This is a genomic window from Verrucomicrobiales bacterium, from assembly GCA_016793885.1.
Lineage (GTDB): Bacteria > Verrucomicrobiota > Verrucomicrobiia > Limisphaerales > UBA11320 > UBA11320.
This window is the reverse complement of sequence record JAEUHE010000046.1, coordinates 1-19864: the sequence shown is the minus strand read 5'-3', so window position 1 is coordinate 19864 and position 19864 is coordinate 1. Positions and strand designations below refer to the sequence as shown.

General features: G+C 59.5%; 19 protein-coding genes. 1 reads left to right on the top strand and 18 read right to left on the bottom strand.

What is annotated here, in order from left to right:
* Positions 1-136: 136 nt before the first annotated feature.
* Together JNN07_06465 and msrP are read right to left on the bottom strand one after the other, a co-directional pair.
* The gene (locus JNN07_06465; protein ID MBL9167367.1) at positions 137-1600 is read right to left on the bottom strand and encodes an NAD(P)H-hydrate dehydratase; all 1464 of its coding nucleotides are present in this window, start codon (positions 1598-1600) and stop codon (positions 137-139) included.
* Positions 1601-1657: 57 nt separating this feature from the next.
* On the bottom strand, positions 1658-2614 hold the full coding sequence (msrP, locus tag JNN07_06460) for a protein-methionine-sulfoxide reductase catalytic subunit MsrP (GenBank protein ID MBL9167366.1): 957 nt from the start codon (positions 2612-2614) through the stop codon (positions 1658-1660).
* Between the two features lie 831 nt (positions 2615-3445).
* On the opposite strand from msrP, the gene JNN07_06455 reads away from it, so the two are divergent.
* Entirely contained in the window at positions 3446-4507 is a 1062-nt protein-coding gene (locus tag JNN07_06455) for a sigma-70 family RNA polymerase sigma factor (GenBank protein MBL9167365.1), read from the top strand.
* A gap of 182 nt (positions 4508-4689) precedes the next feature.
* Here the strand turns inward: JNN07_06455 and JNN07_06450 are convergent, their stop codons facing one another.
* From JNN07_06450 to JNN07_06375, 16 genes are all read right to left on the bottom strand, one after another.
* Entirely contained in the window at positions 4690-4884 is a 195-nt protein-coding gene (locus tag JNN07_06450) for a transposase (GenBank protein MBL9167364.1), read from the bottom strand.
* A gap of 166 nt (positions 4885-5050) precedes the next feature.
* Positions 5051-6142: a hypothetical protein gene (locus tag JNN07_06445; GenBank protein ID MBL9167363.1), complete on the bottom strand. Its 1092-nt coding sequence runs from the start codon at positions 6140-6142 to the stop codon at positions 5051-5053.
* A gap of 85 nt (positions 6143-6227) precedes the next feature.
* Positions 6228-7058: a sugar phosphate isomerase/epimerase gene (locus tag JNN07_06440; protein ID MBL9167362.1), complete on the bottom strand. Its 831-nt coding sequence runs from the start codon at positions 7056-7058 to the stop codon at positions 6228-6230.
* 151 nt (positions 7059-7209) lie between these two features.
* A complete protein-coding gene (locus JNN07_06435; protein MBL9167361.1) occupies positions 7210-8325 on the bottom strand; it encodes a methyltransferase domain-containing protein in 1116 nt (371 codons plus the stop codon).
* 73 nt (positions 8326-8398) lie between these two features.
* Positions 8399-8587 carry a hypothetical protein gene (locus JNN07_06430; GenBank protein ID MBL9167360.1) on the bottom strand — a complete coding sequence of 63 codons (189 nt, stop codon included), beginning with the start codon at positions 8585-8587 and terminating at the stop codon, positions 8399-8401.
* 87 nt (positions 8588-8674) lie between these two features.
* Positions 8675-8866, bottom strand: a complete 192-nt coding sequence (locus tag JNN07_06425) for a hypothetical protein (GenBank protein ID MBL9167359.1) — start codon at positions 8864-8866, stop codon at positions 8675-8677.
* A 143-nt stretch (positions 8867-9009) separates the two neighbouring features.
* Entirely contained in the window at positions 9010-10143 is a 1134-nt protein-coding gene (locus JNN07_06420; GenBank protein ID MBL9167358.1) for a hypothetical protein, read from the bottom strand.
* A gap of 13 nt (positions 10144-10156) precedes the next feature.
* The gene (locus tag JNN07_06415; protein ID MBL9167357.1) at positions 10157-10753 is read right to left on the bottom strand and encodes a phosphopantothenoylcysteine decarboxylase; all 597 of its coding nucleotides are present in this window, start codon (positions 10751-10753) and stop codon (positions 10157-10159) included.
* On the bottom strand, positions 10750-11376 hold the full coding sequence (gene gmk, locus JNN07_06410) for a guanylate kinase (GenBank protein MBL9167356.1): 627 nt from the start codon (positions 11374-11376) through the stop codon (positions 10750-10752). The genes JNN07_06415 and gmk overlap by 4 nt, the downstream gene beginning before the upstream one ends.
* A 10-nt stretch (positions 11377-11386) precedes the next feature.
* On the bottom strand, positions 11387-12259 hold the full coding sequence (locus JNN07_06405) for a YicC family protein (GenBank protein ID MBL9167355.1): 873 nt from the start codon (positions 12257-12259) through the stop codon (positions 11387-11389).
* A 48-nt stretch (positions 12260-12307) separates the two neighbouring features.
* Entirely contained in the window at positions 12308-13354 is a 1047-nt protein-coding gene (locus tag JNN07_06400; protein MBL9167354.1) for a prolyl oligopeptidase family serine peptidase, read from the bottom strand.
* Between the two features lie 91 nt (positions 13355-13445).
* On the bottom strand, positions 13446-14354 hold the full coding sequence (locus JNN07_06395; GenBank protein MBL9167353.1) for a DUF4197 family protein: 909 nt from the start codon (positions 14352-14354) through the stop codon (positions 13446-13448).
* 66 nt (positions 14355-14420) lie between these two features.
* Entirely contained in the window at positions 14421-15437 is a 1017-nt protein-coding gene (locus tag JNN07_06390) for a hypothetical protein (GenBank protein ID MBL9167352.1), read from the bottom strand.
* Between the two features lie 8 nt (positions 15438-15445).
* Positions 15446-16606, bottom strand: a complete 1161-nt coding sequence (locus tag JNN07_06385) for an aminotransferase class V-fold PLP-dependent enzyme (protein MBL9167351.1) — start codon at positions 16604-16606, stop codon at positions 15446-15448.
* Positions 16607-16924: 318 nt separating this feature from the next.
* Complete coding sequence (locus JNN07_06380; protein MBL9167350.1) at positions 16925-18184, bottom strand: hypothetical protein; 1260 nt, start codon at positions 18182-18184, stop codon at positions 16925-16927.
* 2 nt (positions 18185-18186) lie between these two features.
* A complete protein-coding gene (locus JNN07_06375) occupies positions 18187-19482 on the bottom strand; it encodes a hypothetical protein (protein MBL9167349.1) in 1296 nt (431 codons plus the stop codon).
* Between the last annotated feature and the right edge of the window lie 382 nt (positions 19483-19864).

Below are 19864 nucleotides of genomic sequence, written 5' to 3'. Positions count from 1 at the left end.
TTACGGAAAGCGCTACTGGAAAAATGGCACGGGGCTAAAGAAAGAACCGGCTATCGGTTTCCGAGCTTATTGAGGCCCCCGCTACGGCTGGAGGGTCATCAGTCTCCCCTTGATTTCCGACGCCCGAGCGGAGCAGTTACTCCAGAATGTCGGGAAGTACCGATGGGCGTGGGTCGGGAGCGATGCCGGTAACAGTCGGCCAGAGAACCAGATCCTCGATGGTCCAATTCGGACGGCTTCGTTCCAGATCATCGGCTAGGGCCCCATGACGCCAAACGGCATAGCGCAACGTACGCCCCACCTCCTGCTGGAGTAGCGGCTGACTCAAGAGTCCCGCGATCCAACCCGCCAGCACATCGCCACTACCGCCCTGCCCCAAGTGCGGGTTGCCGGAGGAATTGATGGAAAGCAGGCCTTCACAGCGACCAATAACGGTCTGATAGCCTTTCAGAACAACCCAGCAGCCACCGAATCGGGACGAGAGTTCCCGCACCACCTCGAGCCGACGGTTCATAATCTCTTCTGTGGAGCACCCCAGCAAACGAGCCGCTTCTCCGGGATGGGGAGTGATCACCCTCAGCGCGCTGCGGTCGGGAGAAAGCGCTCCGGGCGGGATCCAAGCCAGCGCACTCGCGTCAACCACCATCGCCTGCCCTGCCGTCCTCCATTGTTCTGCGATCCACGGGCCCCACTGAGGGGCGAGCGACGGATCTTCCATCCCCGGCCCCACCAAAATTCCGGAGCAACGCGGCGGCAAGCTAACCGGGGCGTCGAAAGGTTTCACCATGACGGATTGCAGTTGGGCGGCCACGGGAACGTAAATCCCACCAGGCGTGAACAAAGTGATCAGACCCGGTTGAGCGCGCTGAGCACCTCGCGCGGCCAAGACCGCCGCTCCATGATAGCCCACGCTTCCCGCCACCACCGCCAGATGACCGAAAGTTCCCTTATGGCCGCCAACCGGGCGCTGCGGTGGAAACGAGCGAAAATCGGCAGCGTGTATCCACTGAGTTTCCGACGCATAGGGACAATCGATCAGCCCGATGTTGGGGGCAACCTCAAGCCTCCCGACATAGGGCCATGACCGAGCGAGCAAGAGTCCCTGCTTAGCGGCTCCGAGAGTGAGAGTCACTTGGGCTCGAACCGCAGCACCCGCCGGCTCGCCGGTGTTGGCATCCAAACCCGAAGGCAGATCAACAGACAGCACGGGAATGCCCGACTCGTTGATGGCGTGGATGAGCCTCTGAAACTCGGGATCGAGGGGACGGCTCAATCCGGTGCCGAAGATGCCATCCAACAACAACCCCGGTTTGAGGGAGCAAATCGAGTTGAACTGCTCCAGCGCCTGGCCCGGATGGATGGCCTCGATCCGATGAACCTCATGGTCTACGAAGAGCCGGCAGGCTTGGAGCACATCCTGCCCATTGTTGCCGCGTCCATACAAAGCCACCACCGAATCGCCCTTTTTCAACATCTTATGGGCCCGCTCGGCTACCAGATGGCCCACCCGGCGGATCACTTCGAGCTGAGAGCGGCCAGCCTTCCAGCTCGCTTGCTCCCAAGATCGCATTTGACTGACGTTCAGAACCGGAACGGGCATAGAGGAAAGGTCGTGAGGGCGCGTTGAAGGAAAACGTTCCCGGTCTTAAGCCATCGATTAGGCATTCGGGTAGAGTTTGCTGACCAAATTGCCGTAGCCATTGTAGAGCTGAGTCCGCACCCGGGTGCCGGTATCAATCATCCGTTCGGTTGCCTGCGACCAGCGAGGGTGCGGCACCTTGGGATTGACATTCGATTCGAAAGGATACTCCTCCGCGCTCAGCGTTTCCCAGAAAGTCTTGGGCTGGGCGGCGACGAACTCAATCTTGGCGATCGACTTGATGCTCTTGTAACCATACTTCCATGGCACAACCAGTCGCACCGGGGCTCCATGCTGTTTGGGCATGGGCTTGCCGTAGATCCCCGTGGCCATAAACGTGAGCGGATGCATCGCCTCGTCCATGCGCAGTCCTTCGAAGTAAGGCCAAGGATAACGTGCGGTCCGAGGACTTGTGTAGCCCGGAAACTGTTCTGGACGGTTAGCTGTTTCGAAGCGAACAAACTTCGCTTCGGACTTCGGCTTGGCCTGCTCGATCAACTTCGCGAGTGGGAAGCCGGTCCAGGGGACGATCATGGCCCAAGCCTCGACACAGCGGAACCGGTAGACGCGTTCCTCGAGGGGATTCTTGCTGATCCACTCCTCCAAGTTCACCGTCATGGGATGGTCGCAAAGCCCGGTGATCTCTATTGACCAAGGGCTGGTGACAAACTTGGAAGTCAGGTGCTTGACCGCCTCCTTATCCAGGGAGAACTCGTAGAAATTATTATAGGACCCGGCAACGTCCTCATTGGTAAGCGTCCAGTCCGGGCTAAAATCCTTGTTGCGGGGAAAGGGATAGGAGGGCTTGGCTCCTCCGGTCGTCTCTGCACCCTGCAGCCAAGGTCCGGCTCCCATCAGGCCGACACTGGAAAACCCCAGCTGTTTCAGAAAATGGCGCCGGTTGAAGAAGCAGGACTCGGGGGTGATACGCAGACCGGGCTGATACCACTCGGGACGGCGGACGATGTGTGCCATGAGCCAACCATGCCCCAGCGGGTAGCCGACCGAAAGTCAAAATTTCCACCCAATCGATCCCCCATGGTGGGGTGACGCGAACCCGACAGCGATGCCATCCGAATCAACCCTTCCGAAAGGCGAGCGGACCCCGGAAACCAAGACCGCACCATCAAGTGGGGACAGGCCTCTCCCGTTCCGACCCCCCCCCCTCCCCAGCACGGCGCCGCTTCCGCGATCCAACTGAGGGCCCAACTGGGGACAGGCCTCACTGCCGTTGGGGATCCAACTGGGGACAGGCCTCACTGCCGTTGAGTGCCAACAGCCCCGATCGAGCACCTAGGGGCCCTCCTGGCGGACGCAACCCAACCTAAGACCCAAAGCGGGGACAGGCCTCTCCCGCTCCCCCAGGCCGCCCCTCCAAAGCCGTCCGACACGCAAGTGGGGACAGACCTCGCTTGGAGAAAACGCCTGCGACACCATGTGCCAATGTGACACACCAAAACCGGGCATATCGCCATCGCGTCGCGGTTTGGGCAGAAGGGACAGGCCTCCACAGGGCAAAATCCGCCGAGGCTTGGGTAAGTCAGGATTTGGCAGAGTTCAGAGCAACAAACGGCGCATTTCCGGGTTTATGAAGGAGATGGCGAGCTGGAACCGCACCAGAAGTTCGGTGTCTGGCAGGATCGGAAGGAGAAGGGGCAAGAGTATCGGAGCGTATTTTGAATCCTGGCACCATAAATGTTGTCGAAGAGGTGTTGGAGCGAGCAGAAAATGGTTAGCCGAATGGGAAAAGAGTCGCTCTCGCTCCGACGAAGCTGGTTACAGCAAACGATCAATTAAGCATTGCGTATGAAATCTAACTCGCGGATCAACAGTCGGAAAGGCAGGTCGCCGCGGTCCATGCTCCCTCCGCCGCCGCCTCGGCAGATGCGGAAGAACGCGCAGGGCTCTTCAACGCGAAAGGCTGTGTCCCCACTGGAGATCACAGGCTCCCGGCCGATTCAGTCAGTGGTGACGGAACCAGCCCAGGAAGCCGTCGCAACCAAGGCTCCCGAAGGCCCAGTTTCCACTTATTCGAACACGGGGCGTGATGCTTACGAACTTTACCTGCGCGAAATCGGTCAGACGCCGCTCCTGACAGCTGAGGAGGAGACCGCCTTGGCGCGACGTGTCCAAGCCGGCGATGAGGAGGCTCGCGAGCATATGATCAAAGCCAACCTCCGGCTCGTGGTGAAGATTGCCCGAGAATACGAGGGCTTCGGAGTGCCTTTGCTCGACATGATCAGCGAGGGCAACATGGGGCTGATTAAGGGTGTCGAACGGTTTGATCCCGATAAAGGAGCCAAGTTGTCGACCTACGCGGCCTGGTGGATCAAACAGAACATCCGGCGTGCGCTAGCGAACCAATCCAAGACCATTCGCCTGCCAGCCCACGTCGTCGAGAAGAGGGTCCAAATCCGGGCCGTCGAAACCCGCCTTCAAGAGCTGCTTGGCCGCATGCCCAATGATGCCGAAGTGGCGGAAGAGTTGGGCCTCGAGGCCGGTTGGGTCCGTCACTATCGACAAGCCTTGGTGTCCCCCAGCTCTCTGGACGCACCCCTCAATGGGGATGATGAATCGAATCGGCTGGCAGATGTGGTCGCGGATCCCACCGCTACCACTCCGTTCGAGGATGCCCGGCTGCAGGCGGACAATGCCATGGTCAACGAAGTGCTCGATACTCTTAATGACCGCGAACGCGAAATCCTCGCGCTCCGCTTCGGCTTAGGCGGCGACGAGGAGCGAACCCTTGAGGAGATCGGCGACAAGTTCGGGCTCACGCGCGAGCGCATTCGCCAGATCCAAGAACGCGCCCTGCACAAGATGCGCGTGCGCATCGAGGAGCGTGAAATGCCGATGCTGTCCGCCTAGCAGACCGTCGGACTTACAATGACGTTCAGCGGGGTGCCCACCCGGGCTATTGCTTGGTTCGAGGGCTTTCTTGGCGTCGGCCTGCTAGCAATCACCCCGACTCGGAGTCGGGGTGAGGAAACCTCGTCTGACTGGTCAGGAGTGCTCTCTTTTGCCCCAACTGATCCCGCCCCATTTGTTTTTCAGATCGCCCCCACCATCCGGTGCAGTCTCTTAAGGTCGTAGGCCGTGCTTACCAGGGTCCACTCCAGCTTCACTTTACCTAACCCACGCAGCATGAACCTCCGAAACCCCAGCACACTTTTGATGATTCCAAACACCGGCTCCACCGTCTGCTGCCTCGGCTTGTAATTCTCCCGCCCCTTCTGAGTCTTCATCCGATGTCTCCCCAATCACGCAAATTGGGGGGCAAAAGAAGTGGTGTGTCGTGATCCATATTGACGAAGCGGGGACCCAGGCAAAACTCGACAGCGTTGCCCCGCTCCAGCACGATCAGGCTCCACAGCCGGACTTACGTCCGGTCGGCACATGTCCGACAGGCTGCTAGCTCAGCTTTCGCAACTTGGTGATTCGCCCGGTGTTGACCCACTCGGCAACGAAAATGTTGCCACGAGAATCGAAGCACGCGTCGTGCGGGTGAAGGAACTTTCCGGAAACCCATCCCTCACCCTTAGGCTGGCCTCGCAGCTTCATGCCGTCCTTCAGAACCTGGGCTCGCCAGGCCTCGTCTTCTCCCAAGTGCGCGATGACTTTATCGTCCTTGTCCAGCAACGTGATCCGCGCGCTTAGGTCGGGAACCAACATCACGTCCTTGTGGATATCCATGTTAGCCGGAAGGATAAACCCATCGAGAGTCTTGAGATGTTTCCCTTCCAAGGTGAACCATTGGAGGCGCTTGTTCGCTCGATCGGCGACGGCGATCGATGGTTCCCGCCCCGGCCGGTTGTCATAGCAGATGCCATGTGATGTATTGAACTCCCCCGGTCCCGTCCCGACGCCGCCGAACATAGACATCCATTTGCCCTGTTTGTCGTAACGGTGCATGCGGAAGGATCCGTAGCCATCGGCCAGATAGAACCCCCCATCGGGCAGGAAGGCGTAGTTGGTGGGCATAAAGGCATCACGTCCCCATCGTTTCTTCGGCTTGGAATCCTCCTCTGCCGGATAAAGCCCTGATTCCATGGGTGCCCGTTTCTCCCAGATCATCTCGCCCTTCAGAGTTAGCTTCGCAAAGTTTTTCAACTGCTGATAGCCGGTCACGTAGAGGAACTGCTCACGCCCCTCAGTGACCACCTCCAGTCCGTGGCCGCCTCCTTGGAACTGGCTTCCGAAAGCGCGGATGAACTTTCCTTTGCGATCGAACACAAAGATGGACGGATGGTCCTTGATGTTCTCGCGCCCTTCGTGAATGACGTACAGATTGTCATGCTTGTCCACCGCCACATTGTGGGTGGTTTGCCAGGAATACTTGGCCGGCAACTGAACCCAGTCATGCTGGACTTCGTAGCGATGATCGCCACTGCCGACCACCGGCAGCTTTGGGGCCTTCTGCGCCGTCAGTATCTGCGGCATGGCGAGCGTAAAGGCAGTGGCAGCGAGAAAGCGACGGCGCGGAAGGCGAGTGGTTGGCTTCATAGGCGGCAAAAGGAATAGGTTTTAGAAACCCGAGACGCCTCCATCGATCAGCACCGTAGCGGAGAGGCGTCCGCGGGAGGAAAAGTTAATGGACGACACCGACGTTTCCGACAAAAAAGGTTTTGGCTTTGTCGACAAACTCCGCCGGGTTCAGTGCAAAAGCCTGGCTGTCGGTCTCGACCGCCATCACACCTTTCCATCCGGACTTCTTGAGCTCGGCGATGAGTCCCTTGTAGTTGGCGCTGCCTTCACCGATGTGAGTGTCTGTGGAAACCGTGTCTCCCAAAGCGGCCTCAACTTTCTTGTCCTTCAAATGGATGTCATACACGCGGCCTTCATACTCCCGAAACACTTTAGCGGCGTCGAAGCCGGCCGCGGTGATCCATCCCACATCCAGGCAAACTCCAATGCGGGAATCCCGATGCTTGATCACATTTTTGACGACCGCGGGATTCCCATACATCGAACGGATCCCGTGATTGTGAATGGCGACCCGGATATCGAATTCCTTGGCCAACTCCTCCAGGTTGTCGAAAATCTTGAAGTCGCTTGGTTCGACGATGATCAGCTTCATGCCCATCTCCTTGGCGAAGACAAACAATTGCCGGTTCTTCTCCCGGTCCAGCGACGTTCCCGCGACGCCAAAGGTGTACGCCTTGAGCCCGTTCTTGTCGAGAATCGCCTTCTTGCGCTGGATCTCGGCGAGAGGCGCGTAGGGATCGATGTGGTTCGGGATGAGCTGAAGGGTCTTTACGCCGTGCTTCACGGCAAACTCGACCACCTGGTCGAAGTTCAGCTGACGGAGGGTCCAGGTTTGAATCCCCAGCTGGATGTCGGCATCCGAGCTAGCAGCTCGAGACCAAGAGGCAGTGATCAGCAGGAGCAGGGCAACGAAGGTGCTAACGGTGTTTTTCATGGTGATGTCCCATGCAGTAACGGAACCCGGCCGACGAATCAAGCCCGTTTGCGACACCGTTTGCGGGCTGAGTTGCCCATCGGGTGTGCTTCGAAATGGGTGGGGGGCGGTAGCCCTCTACGGGACTTGAAGACTCGAGAGCTGCCTGAACTCACGCTCGAACCCGGCGCGGACGCGTGGGCGGAATCACCTGCTTGAGGTGCTCCTGAGCCTGCCGGTGGCGCGGCTGGAGGTAAAGAGCCCGGCGAAAGAATTCCCGGGCTTCAAAGTGACGGCCTTCCACCTGGGCGATCCGACCGAGCAGGTAGATCGCCTGAGCGACGGCCCGATGTTCGTGCAGCACGCGAATGCAGAGATCAGCTGCTTCGTTGCAACGGTGGGCATCCACCAGACTCGCCGCCTCGCGGAGTCGAGCCCGGCCTTCGTCGCTCAGCGAGACAGTCGAGAGCTGGAGCCCCACCGGAGACAAAACCGACTGACTTCCGATCAACCCGCCGGAATTCGGGGTGGACCAAGTGGGCGTCTCGGCCTTTTTGTTGGTCCGGATTTGCGTGGGGCCGACGATCAACAAGCCTCCCGGGCGGAGCAGTCTTTCCAATTGCTTGAGGATCCGCTGCTGAGCCGGCGCGACGAAATACATCATCAGGCTGCGTCCAAAGATGATGTCGTAGGAGTCGGACAGCCGAAGCTTCCCGAGAAGATCACCTTTCAGGAAAGCGACTTGAGAACGCACGGAAGCACAAATGCGGCGTCCGCTGAATTCCCTCTGAAAGTAACGATCCCGAATGGGTTCCGGCGTATGACGCAAAGCGCCGTCTGGATAGAAGGCCGCAGCCGCGTGTCTCAGGGCGCGATCATTGATATCGACAGCATCGATATGGAATTGACTCGCCTGCAAGCCTGACTCCAGGAGGGAGATGGCCAGCGAATAGGGTTCTTCCCCGGTGGCGCAGGGGACACTCAGAACCCGCAGCGGTTTCTTGGAGGGACGAGCCAGCCAATGGTTCGTCACCCACCTTTGCAAAGCCCGCAAAGGTTCGATGTGAGCAAAGAAGTCTCCGGAAGGGAGGCGGATGCCCTCAACCAGGCTCTGTCTCTCCTGGCGTGAGCACCGCAAGATTGCCAGGTATTTGGCCCGGCTCCGGATCCCGTGATCCGACATACGGGCGGCGACGGCCTCCTCGAGGCTGCTGGGGGAAACGGCCTGGGGGTTCAAACCCATCGTTCTCCTCAAAAGCTTGGCCAAGTCGTCGTTAATGGGTTTCATCCGAGCATCCTTTCTCACTGAATCTAGAACTAGAGCTAACTGGCGCACTCCACCCACCCTGGCTAAACTCAACTCAAGCTGAGGGGCGTCGACGCGGGATCAACCGCACTGGAGGCAGACCGGGCTGGGTAGGAGAGGCGAGTTTCTCCTGAGCGCGTCGAGCGTTCAAATCATGAAAGCGGGCCAGGCACAGGAAGGCGGCGACCCTTCGATCAGAGTCCCCCATCTTGCGATTCCACTGGGTTTGAAATTGGATAAGCATGGATATCACACGAGATTCTAGCTGAGCCGTGTCTCAGCAACTCTTGAGACATCGATCGTTCGGAAGAAAACCTTGAGGAAATTCTGCTTACGGAGCAGGAGTTTGTGCAACGGCGATGTTCTTCCGTTGAAGCTGGAGCAACTTGGCGTTGACTTTGGCATTCTGCGCCATGCTCTGGTCCAGCTCGCTATAGGCGACCTTGAGCTTCTCAGTTTCAGAAACGGTGATGGCCAGCAACACCCCAACAACGGCGATCAAGAACCAAAAGGCGGTTTTCATAGCAATGACTTCAACTCTCGGAGGCTGCTGATGCTACCCTCGCTCAGAGCTTCCGATCTTCCTCCTTCCATCGGCACTCAGGGGACGGAGATTCAGTCCACCCAGAAAACACGCAACCAACTATTTAGAAGCCACTTACACCACTACCTCAAACTACGCATCTGCCAGCGAGCTATGAAAGGATCGAGACGAGCGAGGAGAAAATACGCGACACTCTCCTGTACTCGGGTCCACCATCCGCGTTTCGCTCGCCACTCTGCGGTGGTGATCCGGCGGCAATGGACCAGGTCAGCCTCGAACAGAGCATGCGCTTCTTCGGCCAGCTTGGGATCCGAAACACGAACCATCAGCTCATAGTTCACATTGAGGCTACGAAGGTCCATGTTGCAGGAGCCTCCGAAGACTGCGTGGTCGATGATCACCAACTTGGCATGGAGCACTTGCGGCTGATACTCGTAAACCTCTACCCCCGCCCGCAGCAGCATCTCGTACAACCGATGGCTGGCCAATTGGGCCAACCGCACATCCGACTTGCCGGCCAAAATCAATTGCACCCGACCGCCAACCCGAGCACGTCTCATCAAAGTGGTCCGAATGCGCCAAGTGGGCAAAAAGTAAGCCGCGATCATCCTAATGGATTTCGCCTGGGCTAGATCTTCAACCAGAGTCCGCTTGATCGCATGCCGCCGAAAACTGGGGATGTTCAGCAGAAGTTTCCAATTGCGCCCAGCCGACACCGAGTCACGACCCAACGGACGAATGCGCTGCCACAAATCGTGCCTCACGCTCGCCTGTCCGAACATGAAGACAAAGCTCTCAGCCAACTCAGGAACGATGTCCCCGTGTAGCTCCAGCCCGAGATCTCGCCACCCCTGGCCAACCCCGTCCCCGTTATACTCGTCGCTCAGGTTATATCCCCCCACGAAGGCCACTTCACGGTCACAGACCAACAACTTACGATGGTTTCGACAGGCGAAACGGTCGAGGGCGAGAGGGTTAAACCATCGGAATTGACCTCCTACCTCCACCAGCGGATCCCAAAACGATGACTTGAGCTCAATCGACCCAAACGCGTCGATCAAGACCTGGACCTCCACCCCCCGTCTGCAGGCCGCCACCAAGGCGTCACGGATCTCCCGCGCGATAACCCCATCGGAACAGATATAGGTCTCCAGGAGGATCGACTTCGTGGCAGCCACGATCGATGCCTGCATCGCTGCAAAAGCATCTCGGCCGCTCGCCAGCCATCGAAAGGAAGCTAGGTCGCGGACTTCCATAGTTGACCCGGAATCAACCTTTGCCACGTGATCGAGGGGGCTTGGACACTCCAGGCCGCTTGACACCCAGCATGGCAAAAGCGGTCTCGGCGATCGATTCCACCGGCTCAAGCCGACCAATCCCTTCATACCCGCAGGAGAGGAGGCCGGAATCCGGGCCCACAAACTCAGCCCCCCGTTGTTTAAGTCGGACTACATTGTCCTGAGTGGCCGGATGTTGCCACATCTTGCCATTCATGGCAGGGGCGATGAGCAGTTTGGCCTCCGGACGCAATGCCAGGGCGATGCAGGTCAACGCATCATCCGCCAACCCAGCGGCCAACTTGGCAATGACGTTGGCCGTGGCCGGGGCTATCAAGAGCAAGTCCGCTTCATCCGCCCACTTGACATGAGTCGGCTGCCACCCCTCATCTTCATCGTAGAGATCGGTGACGACCGGATGCCGCGACAAGGTCTTAAACGGGAGCGGGGTAATAAATCGCTGGGCATCTCGGGTCATCACGACTCGAACATCGCATCCCTGCTTGGCGAGCAAGCTGGTCAGATCGGCCGCCTTGTGTGCCGCGATCGAGCCGGTGACGCCGAGCACGATGAGCTTAGGGGTATTCATGATTCAGGAGGAAGTGAGCGCGACTGACGCATCCGCTCGGCATCGACAATCGCCAGCATGCGTCTCAGGTCTTCAGGAATGGTGGTACTGATGAGGAGATAGGCAAATTCCTCCCAGCAGGCCAACTCCCGTCGAGCCTCGGCGAGCCGTTTGGCAAGGTCGGCTGGGTCATTCTGGTTGCGTTTTCGCAAGCGTTGCTCCAGTTCGCCCAAGGTCTTCGGAGTCAGAAAGACGGAGACAAGAGCGGCATTCATCACTGGATCGGCGGCCGCGATGGCCTGAATGGACCGCGCGCCCTGAACATCCACGGTCAGCAACACATCAAGGCCTTGCTGCAGTTTCCCCGTCACCTCGGCTTTGAGGGTGCCATAGTAATTCTCGTAGACCCGCGCATGCTCTAAGAAGTCCCCCGCCTCGAGCCGGCGGCGGAAGGTGGCTTGGTCCAAGAAGAAATAGTCGATGCCCTCTCGTTCTCCGGGCCGGGGCTGGCGGGTGGTGCAGGTAATGGCCCGAGTGAAGCCAGGTCGTGCGGCGAGAAGCTCCTGGCAAAGGGTGGTCTTGCCAGCCCCCGAGGGAGCGGAGAGCAGCACGAGCAATGGACTAGATCCTTCTTGAGTCTTCATCGACTGATGGTCATTCGACGTTCTGAACCTGTTCGCGAAACTTTTCCAACTCGGTCTTCAGCAGCACCACTTCTCGGGAAATCTGGCTGTCGTTCGCCTTGGCTCCCAGGGTGTTGATCTCCCGATTCAATTCCTGCGCCAGAAAGTCAAGGGTTCGGCCAACCGGATCCGCCTGCTGGACTACTGTGTCAAACTGATCAAAATGGGCGCGCAAACGGGTCAGCTCTTCGGATATGTCCGATCGATCCGCGAAGTAGATGACCTCCTTGTGCAGACGATCGTCCTGAAGATCGGCGTTGTCCAAACCGGCAGCCCGGATTCGTTCCAGCAGATTTTGACGATAGCGTTCCTGCACCTGCGGCGCTTGCTTCTGCACGCGCGCCACCGCCTGCCGCATGGATTTAATCCGGGAGCTCAAGTCCTTGAGCAGATGTTTTCCCTCCCGCTCCCGCATTTGAACCAACTGTTCAAGACCCTTCTCCAAGGCGGCCTTGATCCCAGCCCAATAGGATTCCGGCTCCGCCAGGCCCTGATTGTTTTGAACCACGCCAGGAGATCGAAGCACCTGGTCCAGGGTCACTTCGCTATTAAGCCCGAGGTCTTTGGCAAGCTTACGAAAGGCTTTGGTGTAGGCGCGCGCCAACGGAACGTTCAGGGCAACCGAGGCCGCCTCCTGCCCTTCCATGGCATGCAGCGAAATGCTCACCAGCACGCGCCCCCGCGCCACCTTGCGGTTGACTTCATCGCGAATCCGGGATTCCAAGGCATCCAGTTCGCGAGGCATATTGACCGTGATCTCGCTCTGTTTGCGATTCACCGAACTCAGCTCCACGGAGATCTTATGACCATCGACCGCGTGCTCGCCCCATCCATGACCCGTCATTGACTTCATCACGATGAAAGTATGGAAAAGTCACCTTCAGCAAGCGACTCAAAACTTCGGGCTCAGCTCCCGATCCAACCAAGCCAGGGTCCGCCGCCACATCTCGGGCGTGTAGACATGCCCCACTCCCGGATAGATCTCATTCACGAAAGCATCCGCACGGCCATGCAGCCCATAGATCAGCCGGACTTTGGCATCAATGGTTCGGATTCCCGAAGCGGGAGAACCCTGATCCTTATCTCCGGTCATAAACAACATCGGCCGCGGGGCCGAAAGAGCAACCACCGCCTCCGTGTCAAAGTGACGAAGCATCCCGGGAACAAAGTAGTAAATCCCATGATGCTTGAGTCCCTCGGCCTGAATGAGGTCTTGATACCGGGTCAAACACCCGACCGCGATGCCGGTCTTAGGACGGTCGTCCAAAGCGGTAATCCACCAGGTTCGGGTGGCCCCCATGCTGATACCAGTAACGGCGATTCTCTGAGCATCCACCTCGGGACGGCTGCACAGATAATCCAACGCCATGAGATCATCCCTGATCATCATCCCCCACAGCGTACGTCCCATCCAGAGCTGGAACTTGGAGGCGGTCATTTCACCGCCCGAGCCCTTCTCCGCCGCCCCACCGGGGCCGGCGCCGTTTCGTTCGCCGAAGCAATAGGCATCGATCGCCAGCACCACATAACCCTGCCGAACGAGAGCTGGGCCGGGTGGTTCCGGAACGGCATTGGTCTGGAAAAGCTCCTGGCGTCCCGAGTCATAGTGTCCGCCATGCCAATGGCAATAGAGCACCGCCGGAGCGAGTCCCGAGCGTTTCTCGGGAAGCAGCAAGGTGCCGGTGACGACGGCGCCCGCGCCATTGTCGAACTGGAACATTTCCTCCACGAAGCCGTCTCGCTGGACTCGGCTCACCAAGCGAACCTGGGGCACCCGGGGCCGAGCCGGGAGCTCGCCTAGCAGCGAAAGGAGCCGAGAGCGGATCTCATGCCGCTTCGGGATCCATTCTTCCACCGTCGCGGGAACAATGAACTCCGGCACTGCCGGGGCCGCCGACATCCACCGTTCGTGATTGGCCATGCCGAGCGATGGCGACAAGGATGGCGATGGCGTTTGGGACATAAGCAAAGGCCCGCAGGCGAGACCGAGCCCCACCCACAGTAAACTCCCGCCAAGTCGGGACATCGCCCTATTTGAAGGCCTGCTGCAGCGCCGGGGTCTTTCGCGCAGCAGCATCGGTTCGAATGGTTTTCTCCTGGACGGCCCAGTGGTTAACAATGGCTTGCAGCAGCCCCTGAGTAACATGAGCCTCGATATCCACCGCCGGGCCCGAGCCCAGAACGGCACCCAGCAACCCCCCGCCCTTGAGCATCACACTGTTGTAAGTCTCTCGAAGCCGGGTGTCGGCCGCGGCCTGCTGCACCAGCAGGAAAATCTGGGGATCCAACGCCGGCCGCTGCGAGGTCAGGAAGCCGCGAGTCGCGGCATCGGCATTCCCCTTGATCACCGCAGCCGGGTCGTCGGTTTGGAATTGGCCCGCGGTCTTGGCCAGCAGCGCGATCACCGACGGGGCGGCCTTCTCCGCCGTCAAATTCATCGCCGTGATCAGGGACTGGCTCTTGCGTCGATCAAACGAGGTCAACCCCTGCGGGATCTGGATCTGCTGCTGAACGTTGGTGGTAAAGCTGCCCGCAAGGGCCAGCTGGTTTGAGGAGGTGGCTAAACCTTGTATGAGCAGATCACGCACCGCCTGGAGCTGGCCGGCCTTGACCACCGCCGGATCCGGAGCGGCTGGAGCAGGAGCAGGCGCAGGCGCGGCCGCCGGGACAGGAGTCTGAGGAATCGGAACCAGCCCCGGGATGCTGGTGACCGGCTGAAGGAAAACCCCTTGGGCGTTGTAATAATTGGTAACAGCGACGGCATTGGTGGTGACGACGTAGTTGGTCACCACAATGGCATTCGTACGATAAACGAAGTTGGTCACCACCTGCATGAAAGCAGGCTTGGTATCGAGCGTGGACACCGGCGTTTGCGCACCGGTAGGGTGGGCAGCCATCACTAAACACCCAACGAGAGCAAAGGCGGTCCGAAGATTCATCAGATTCAGGCGAAGAAGCATCACCCGCTGGCAATAGCACCCAGCCGCGGAGGCCTCAAGTCCAAATCATGGCGGCGACGGAACCCTCAGGTCCGCCCACTGCAAAATGCAACCCAGGTCGCCAACGGCAACATAGCTTCCTCCTCCGCTCGCCACATCTAAAAGCAGGGCATGCGGTCGATGCTGAGAGGCCACCCAAGTTTGTCCGTCAGCACTGCTCACCACCGTTCCGCCCGCTCCCACCGCAACCAACCCCCGAGGACCATCAGTCACGCTGGTGAGCAAGGCTCGAGTGTTGGATTTCGCCGCCTGCCAGCTCAAACCATCCTTCGACAGCAGAATGGTTCCTTGATCGCCCACCGCCACGAATCCACCGTTATATGCTGCAACTCCCAGCAGCAGATTGCGCGTACCGCCAGGGTGAAGCGTCCAATCCAACCCGTTCGTGCTGCGCAGGATGGTCCCCAGGTCACCCACCGCTATAAATGCGCCATGTCCATGGGCGACGCGCATGAGGCTCCATCGTGTTGGGCCGGAGATCAGTTGCCACCGGTGAGCGTCCGAAGAGGTCTGCAGGACCCCTCCGGCACCCACGGCCACCCAACGACCCGCGCCCGCAACCACGGAGTGCAGAGTGCCACGTCCCTCGGACATGCCGGTTACCCATCGTCCGCCCCCGCCCGAGATCAAGACGGTCCCCTCGTGGCCCACCGCAACCAGGTTCGTGCCAACCGCGTGGAGGTCAGCAAGCGAGTTTTTGACAAGGAGAGATTGAGGCAGCCAGACCTCCCCTCCTCTGGATGCCAGCAAGAGGTTTTGCAGAGGAGCGCCAGCGGCGCTTTTCAAGCCGGCTTGGGAACCCACGGCGAGGAACAGTCCGTTGTACCATTCCACCCCACTCAAAATTTGCCGCGTGCCGGAGTTGCGGATGGTCCACTCGGCGGAAAAGGCCGCCCCGGTCAGCCCTGAGGCGATCATGAGCCCTACCATCCAGCGGGTGACGGAGTTCGGGCCGAACCGGACCGGGGACCCGTCAGGCCAGGGGCCACCAAAGAATTCGTGAGTGGACGGGCGAATTTTCATCAGCTGGATCAGCAAGCGAGCACCTGGTCGCAGACGGCGAAGAATGTTTCGATGTCGGAGGGCCGCGTATGAACCTGGGTCGAGAGGCGAAGGCGCTGACCGCGCAACACATGGATGTTGGCCGCCACCAAAGCAGACCACAAGGACTCCCCAGGATCCGTTTTGAATCGGATGGAGACCATGGCCTGAAACAGGCGTGAGTCGTCCGGAGTGATCACCTCGAGGTAGTCCCGACTGGCGGCGAGACCGCGGGTCAAACGAGCCAACTGATGCATGCGAGCAAAGGTGACGGACTCGCCCAGGTTCCTCAGGAAACGCAGTCCCGCGATCATGCCATCAATCGTCGATCGATTATTGGTGCCGGTCATCATGAAGCGGGCGGCATGCAGCCCGGCCTTATTGTCCCAACCCGCCGAGACCACCGACGGCCACAAGGCGTCCAGAAGGGTGTCCCGCCCGAAGAGCAAGCCACAGCCTGGGGGGGCGAACAGCCATTTATGCGGGCTGCCGGCAAAATAATCGCATCCCAAGTCGCGGAGATTCACCGGCACCTGACCGTCCATATGTGCCCCATCGAGAACCACGATCAGCCCTCGTTCACGGGCGCCACGACAGATCTCCTTGGCCGGCAAAACCAATCCGGTGGGGCTGGTCACGCCGCTGAAGCTCAGCACCCGCGTCCGAGGCGATATCGCGGAAAGAATTCGGTCTACCAACTCCTCCGGGCCCTGGGGAGTCAGCGGAATCTCCACCTCGCGAACAACGATCCCATGGCGTGCCTGACGCAGTTTCCAGCACGCACTGCCTCCGGGATGCTCCTGATTGGTTGTGAGCACCTCATCCCCCGCTTGGAGTTCTAAACCGTTCGCGATGTAGCTCATCGCCTCGGTACAGTTGTGGGTGAACGCCAGCTCTTCGAGGCGACAGCCCAAGAATTCCGACATCTCGGATCGTTCCGCTTCCAAAGCCTCATAGCCCCAGCGATGCATGACATCGCTGCGATACTCCGCCCCGCGCGTCAGCGAATCAGTCACCGCCTGGAGCACCGACCGCGGCATGACGCCCAGGCTGCCAGGATTGAGAAAGACTCGGGATGGCGCGAGCAGGAAGTGTTCATCCCGCAGTCGAGCCCAAAACCGTTCGGGATCGGAATAGAGTAAGTCAGCCACAGGCAAAACGAAATGGGGGCTCGTGATGCCAGGTTTCACGGGAAGCTGCAAGAGTCAAAGATCGGGAGCTGAGGCCACCAACCTCCAACAAGGTAGGGAGAGACTCCGTCGAGCCGATGAATGCCCAACGTTTCAAAGGGGTGAGGGAGCGTCCGCGAGAACCGCAGAGGGAGCATCCACGTGGTGAGGCCCTCATCGGGGATCACCCTCGGCGTGCAGCTGAGCCTGGAGCATTCAAGGACTCGACGGAGTCTCGCCCTACCTGGGTGACTTTTCCTTTCCAAGCCTCACGCACTTCTAACCGCCCACTCCACGAACTCAGCCCCCAAACCGAGATTCCCGTGGAGCCCGATAGCGAATGTTGAGTTCGGGAGTCTCGATCCGTGCATATCCCGACACCTTCGAGTCCAAACAGCGATCGAGCATCGCGCTGGAAATCTGGGTGCGCTCCACCGGATAGGGTGCGCGTCCCTTGACAATCATCTCCTCGATTTGAGCCACCAAGCAGGCCGAGTACGTCACGTTCGGGGTAGGCGGCAAGAAGAACTGGGTCGAAACGATCTCTCCATTCGGCAACTCCGCGGCGAAGTTGAAGTCCTGCAACGCGCCGTTCAACATAAGCAGTGTGGTGCGCAGCCCATCGTTCCGTTCGATCAAGTAGGCAGCCGGATTCTTGACCAACCCGGCAAGCTTCCCGTTCGAGGCCAAGTCCTGAGGGCGCGAATCGAGGTCGGAATCTCCCTGCAAAGAATCCGAGCGGGACAACGCCGCCTGCAGGAGCCGACGAGACCAGCGCCCCTGCTCTCCCGCCCGCCAGACCGCATCGCCCTCCAGCATCTGGACGGAGCGGATGCCACTCTCCCCGCCCCGACGTCGCTCCACCATGCACTGCATCGCCTCCAAGGCATGATAGTCCATGGGATCCGATCCCCCTACTCCCACCATCAGCGCTTCCTTGATGCGGGCACCATAGGGAATCTCGACCGCGGGGAGCCGCCACGTGACCGGCAGCGACGAGCCAGCCAGGAAGGGGAACTTCAAGCGCTTGGAATCGGCGACCATCCGCCGGGCCTTCTCCCAGCTATAGGAAAGGTGCTTGTCGTTGAAGACCGGGACCGCTCGACCGTCCTGTTCGAAGACTCGCACGGCTTCCTGAAAAAACTCATACCGGGGATACAGAATCTGTCCCTTGGCATTCCGTGGATAGTCCCCGTGCTCGCCAATAATCACCACCGCATCCACCGCCAGACGCGATCCCCCGCAGCGCAGGGCTTCGGCAATGGTGGGGTAGATCGAAAACCCATGTTCGCGGGCGCGCTGCGCGCTCAGGTCGCCAGCCGGACGCTGGTCGACGTACAGGGACACCACCTTGAGAGGAGGTAGATGCCACGAACCATGACGCGGGTAGCCGACCAGAAAGCGATCGCCCATGTGTTGGGCATGGGAGAGATAGGTCCAGACCGTGGTAACAATCGCCACCCGAAGTGGCTTGTTTGATACCGTCGCACCGCAGACCGGAGCAACGCCGACTGCCAAGCCGGCCGCACCCAAGCTGTGAAGGAAATGTCGTCGATTCATGGTTAGCTTCTCCAGTAGGTGGACTCGCGAGTGGGTTGATACCGGATGTGCAAGTGCGGGGTCTCCAAACGGCGCTGCTGCTGGAAGAGGGATTCGATTCCCGCCGCCGTAAGCCCGGTGGTCAGCAACGTGCGCTCGATCGGATAGGGAGAGCGACCGGTGTTAAAGAGGGCCTCGATGTGATGAACCAGCGGGCTGAAAAAATTCCTCATTGTGTAGTACGGCAGGTAAAACTGCAGCGAGAAGACTTCCCCACCGTGCAGTCGAGCGGCGACATTGCAATCCCCCACGACCTTCCCGCGAAGTTGAACGACGGTGGCGCGCAAGCCATCCAGGTATTCGATGCGATAAGCGTAGGAATCAGGTGCCAGCCGCTTTAAATCGGCCGTCGACGGAAAGACATTGCTGTAGGTCTCGCGAGACGGGTTCAGCTGGTTGCTGCGTGACAACGCCGAATCCAGCAATTTTCGATCCCACCCTCCTGCTTCCCAGGATCCGGCCTCCAGCGCCTTCCAAAAGCGTTCTCCGCGCAGGGCCTCCACGGCGCGAACACCAGTCTCGCCGCCGCGACGACGCTCCATCAGGCATTGCATGGCTTCCAGCACGTGGAAGTCACCCCCGTCGAGCCACCCGCTCCAGATCCCCACCACCTCCTCAACTCGCGCGCCACGAGGCAGGTCGGCAGACGGCTGACGCCAGGTTACCGGAAGTGACGATCCGGCCATCAGGCCGAAACCCATGCGACGCGAGGTCTCCACCATCTCGAGGGCGTGGTCCCAGTTCCAAGAAAGGTGTTTGTCATTGAACACCGGAGCGGTCTTTCCCGAACGACGGTAAACGTCCACGATCTGCTGGAAATATTCGTAGCGCGGGTAGAGGGTCTGGCCCTTCTCGTTCACCGGGTACTTGCCATGCTCACCAATGAGCAGGACCCCATCGACCGCCAAGTTACTCCCCCCGCAGGTCAGTGCCTCGGCGATCGTCGGATAGATCTTCATCTGGGAGTGGCGGCTTGCGCGCTCACGACTCAGGTCATTGTCACCCACCTGCTGGACATACAGGGAAACGATGTCCATCTCCGGGCGATGGTGTCCGCTCTTCCATCCATAACCATCGAGAAAGCGATCGATGATATGTTGGGAATGAGAGTATTTATGGTAGATGGTCGTCAGTGCCGCGATTCTCGGGCGAGAACGAGGCACGGGACGATTGCTTCCCGAGGCGAGCAGGCTCGGTGTGACCGCAAACCCGGCGGCCAGACCACCCAAGAAACTCCGCCTATTCAGAGGGCTATTCATGTGATGAGGCAATGGGCAGGAGCCCCGAAGACCATCGCGAAGGATCGGCGGCTCGTGCGATGAACATCTACTTAGGGGGGAAGCCTCGGGCAAGGCCAGCAGAAAATGGGCGGCGTGGAGGGCATGAGGGTGTGGTCGTTTCCGGGTGGGACTAAGATTGATCCAAAGTCCATCGGGCTCCCTGGTCCCTTATACGGAGTTCCGCCTTCAGCCCAATCCATGCGGTAGGGCGGCATGCGGTTGCGCAGCAGGTTTTTGCGAAAACCGAGGCGTGAGGAGCGAGCGTATTGAGCGAAATACGTAAGCGACGAACAACGAAGGATTTCGCAAAAAGATCAAGCAAACGCGTGCTGAACGACTGCATGGATTGGGCTTCAGGCGG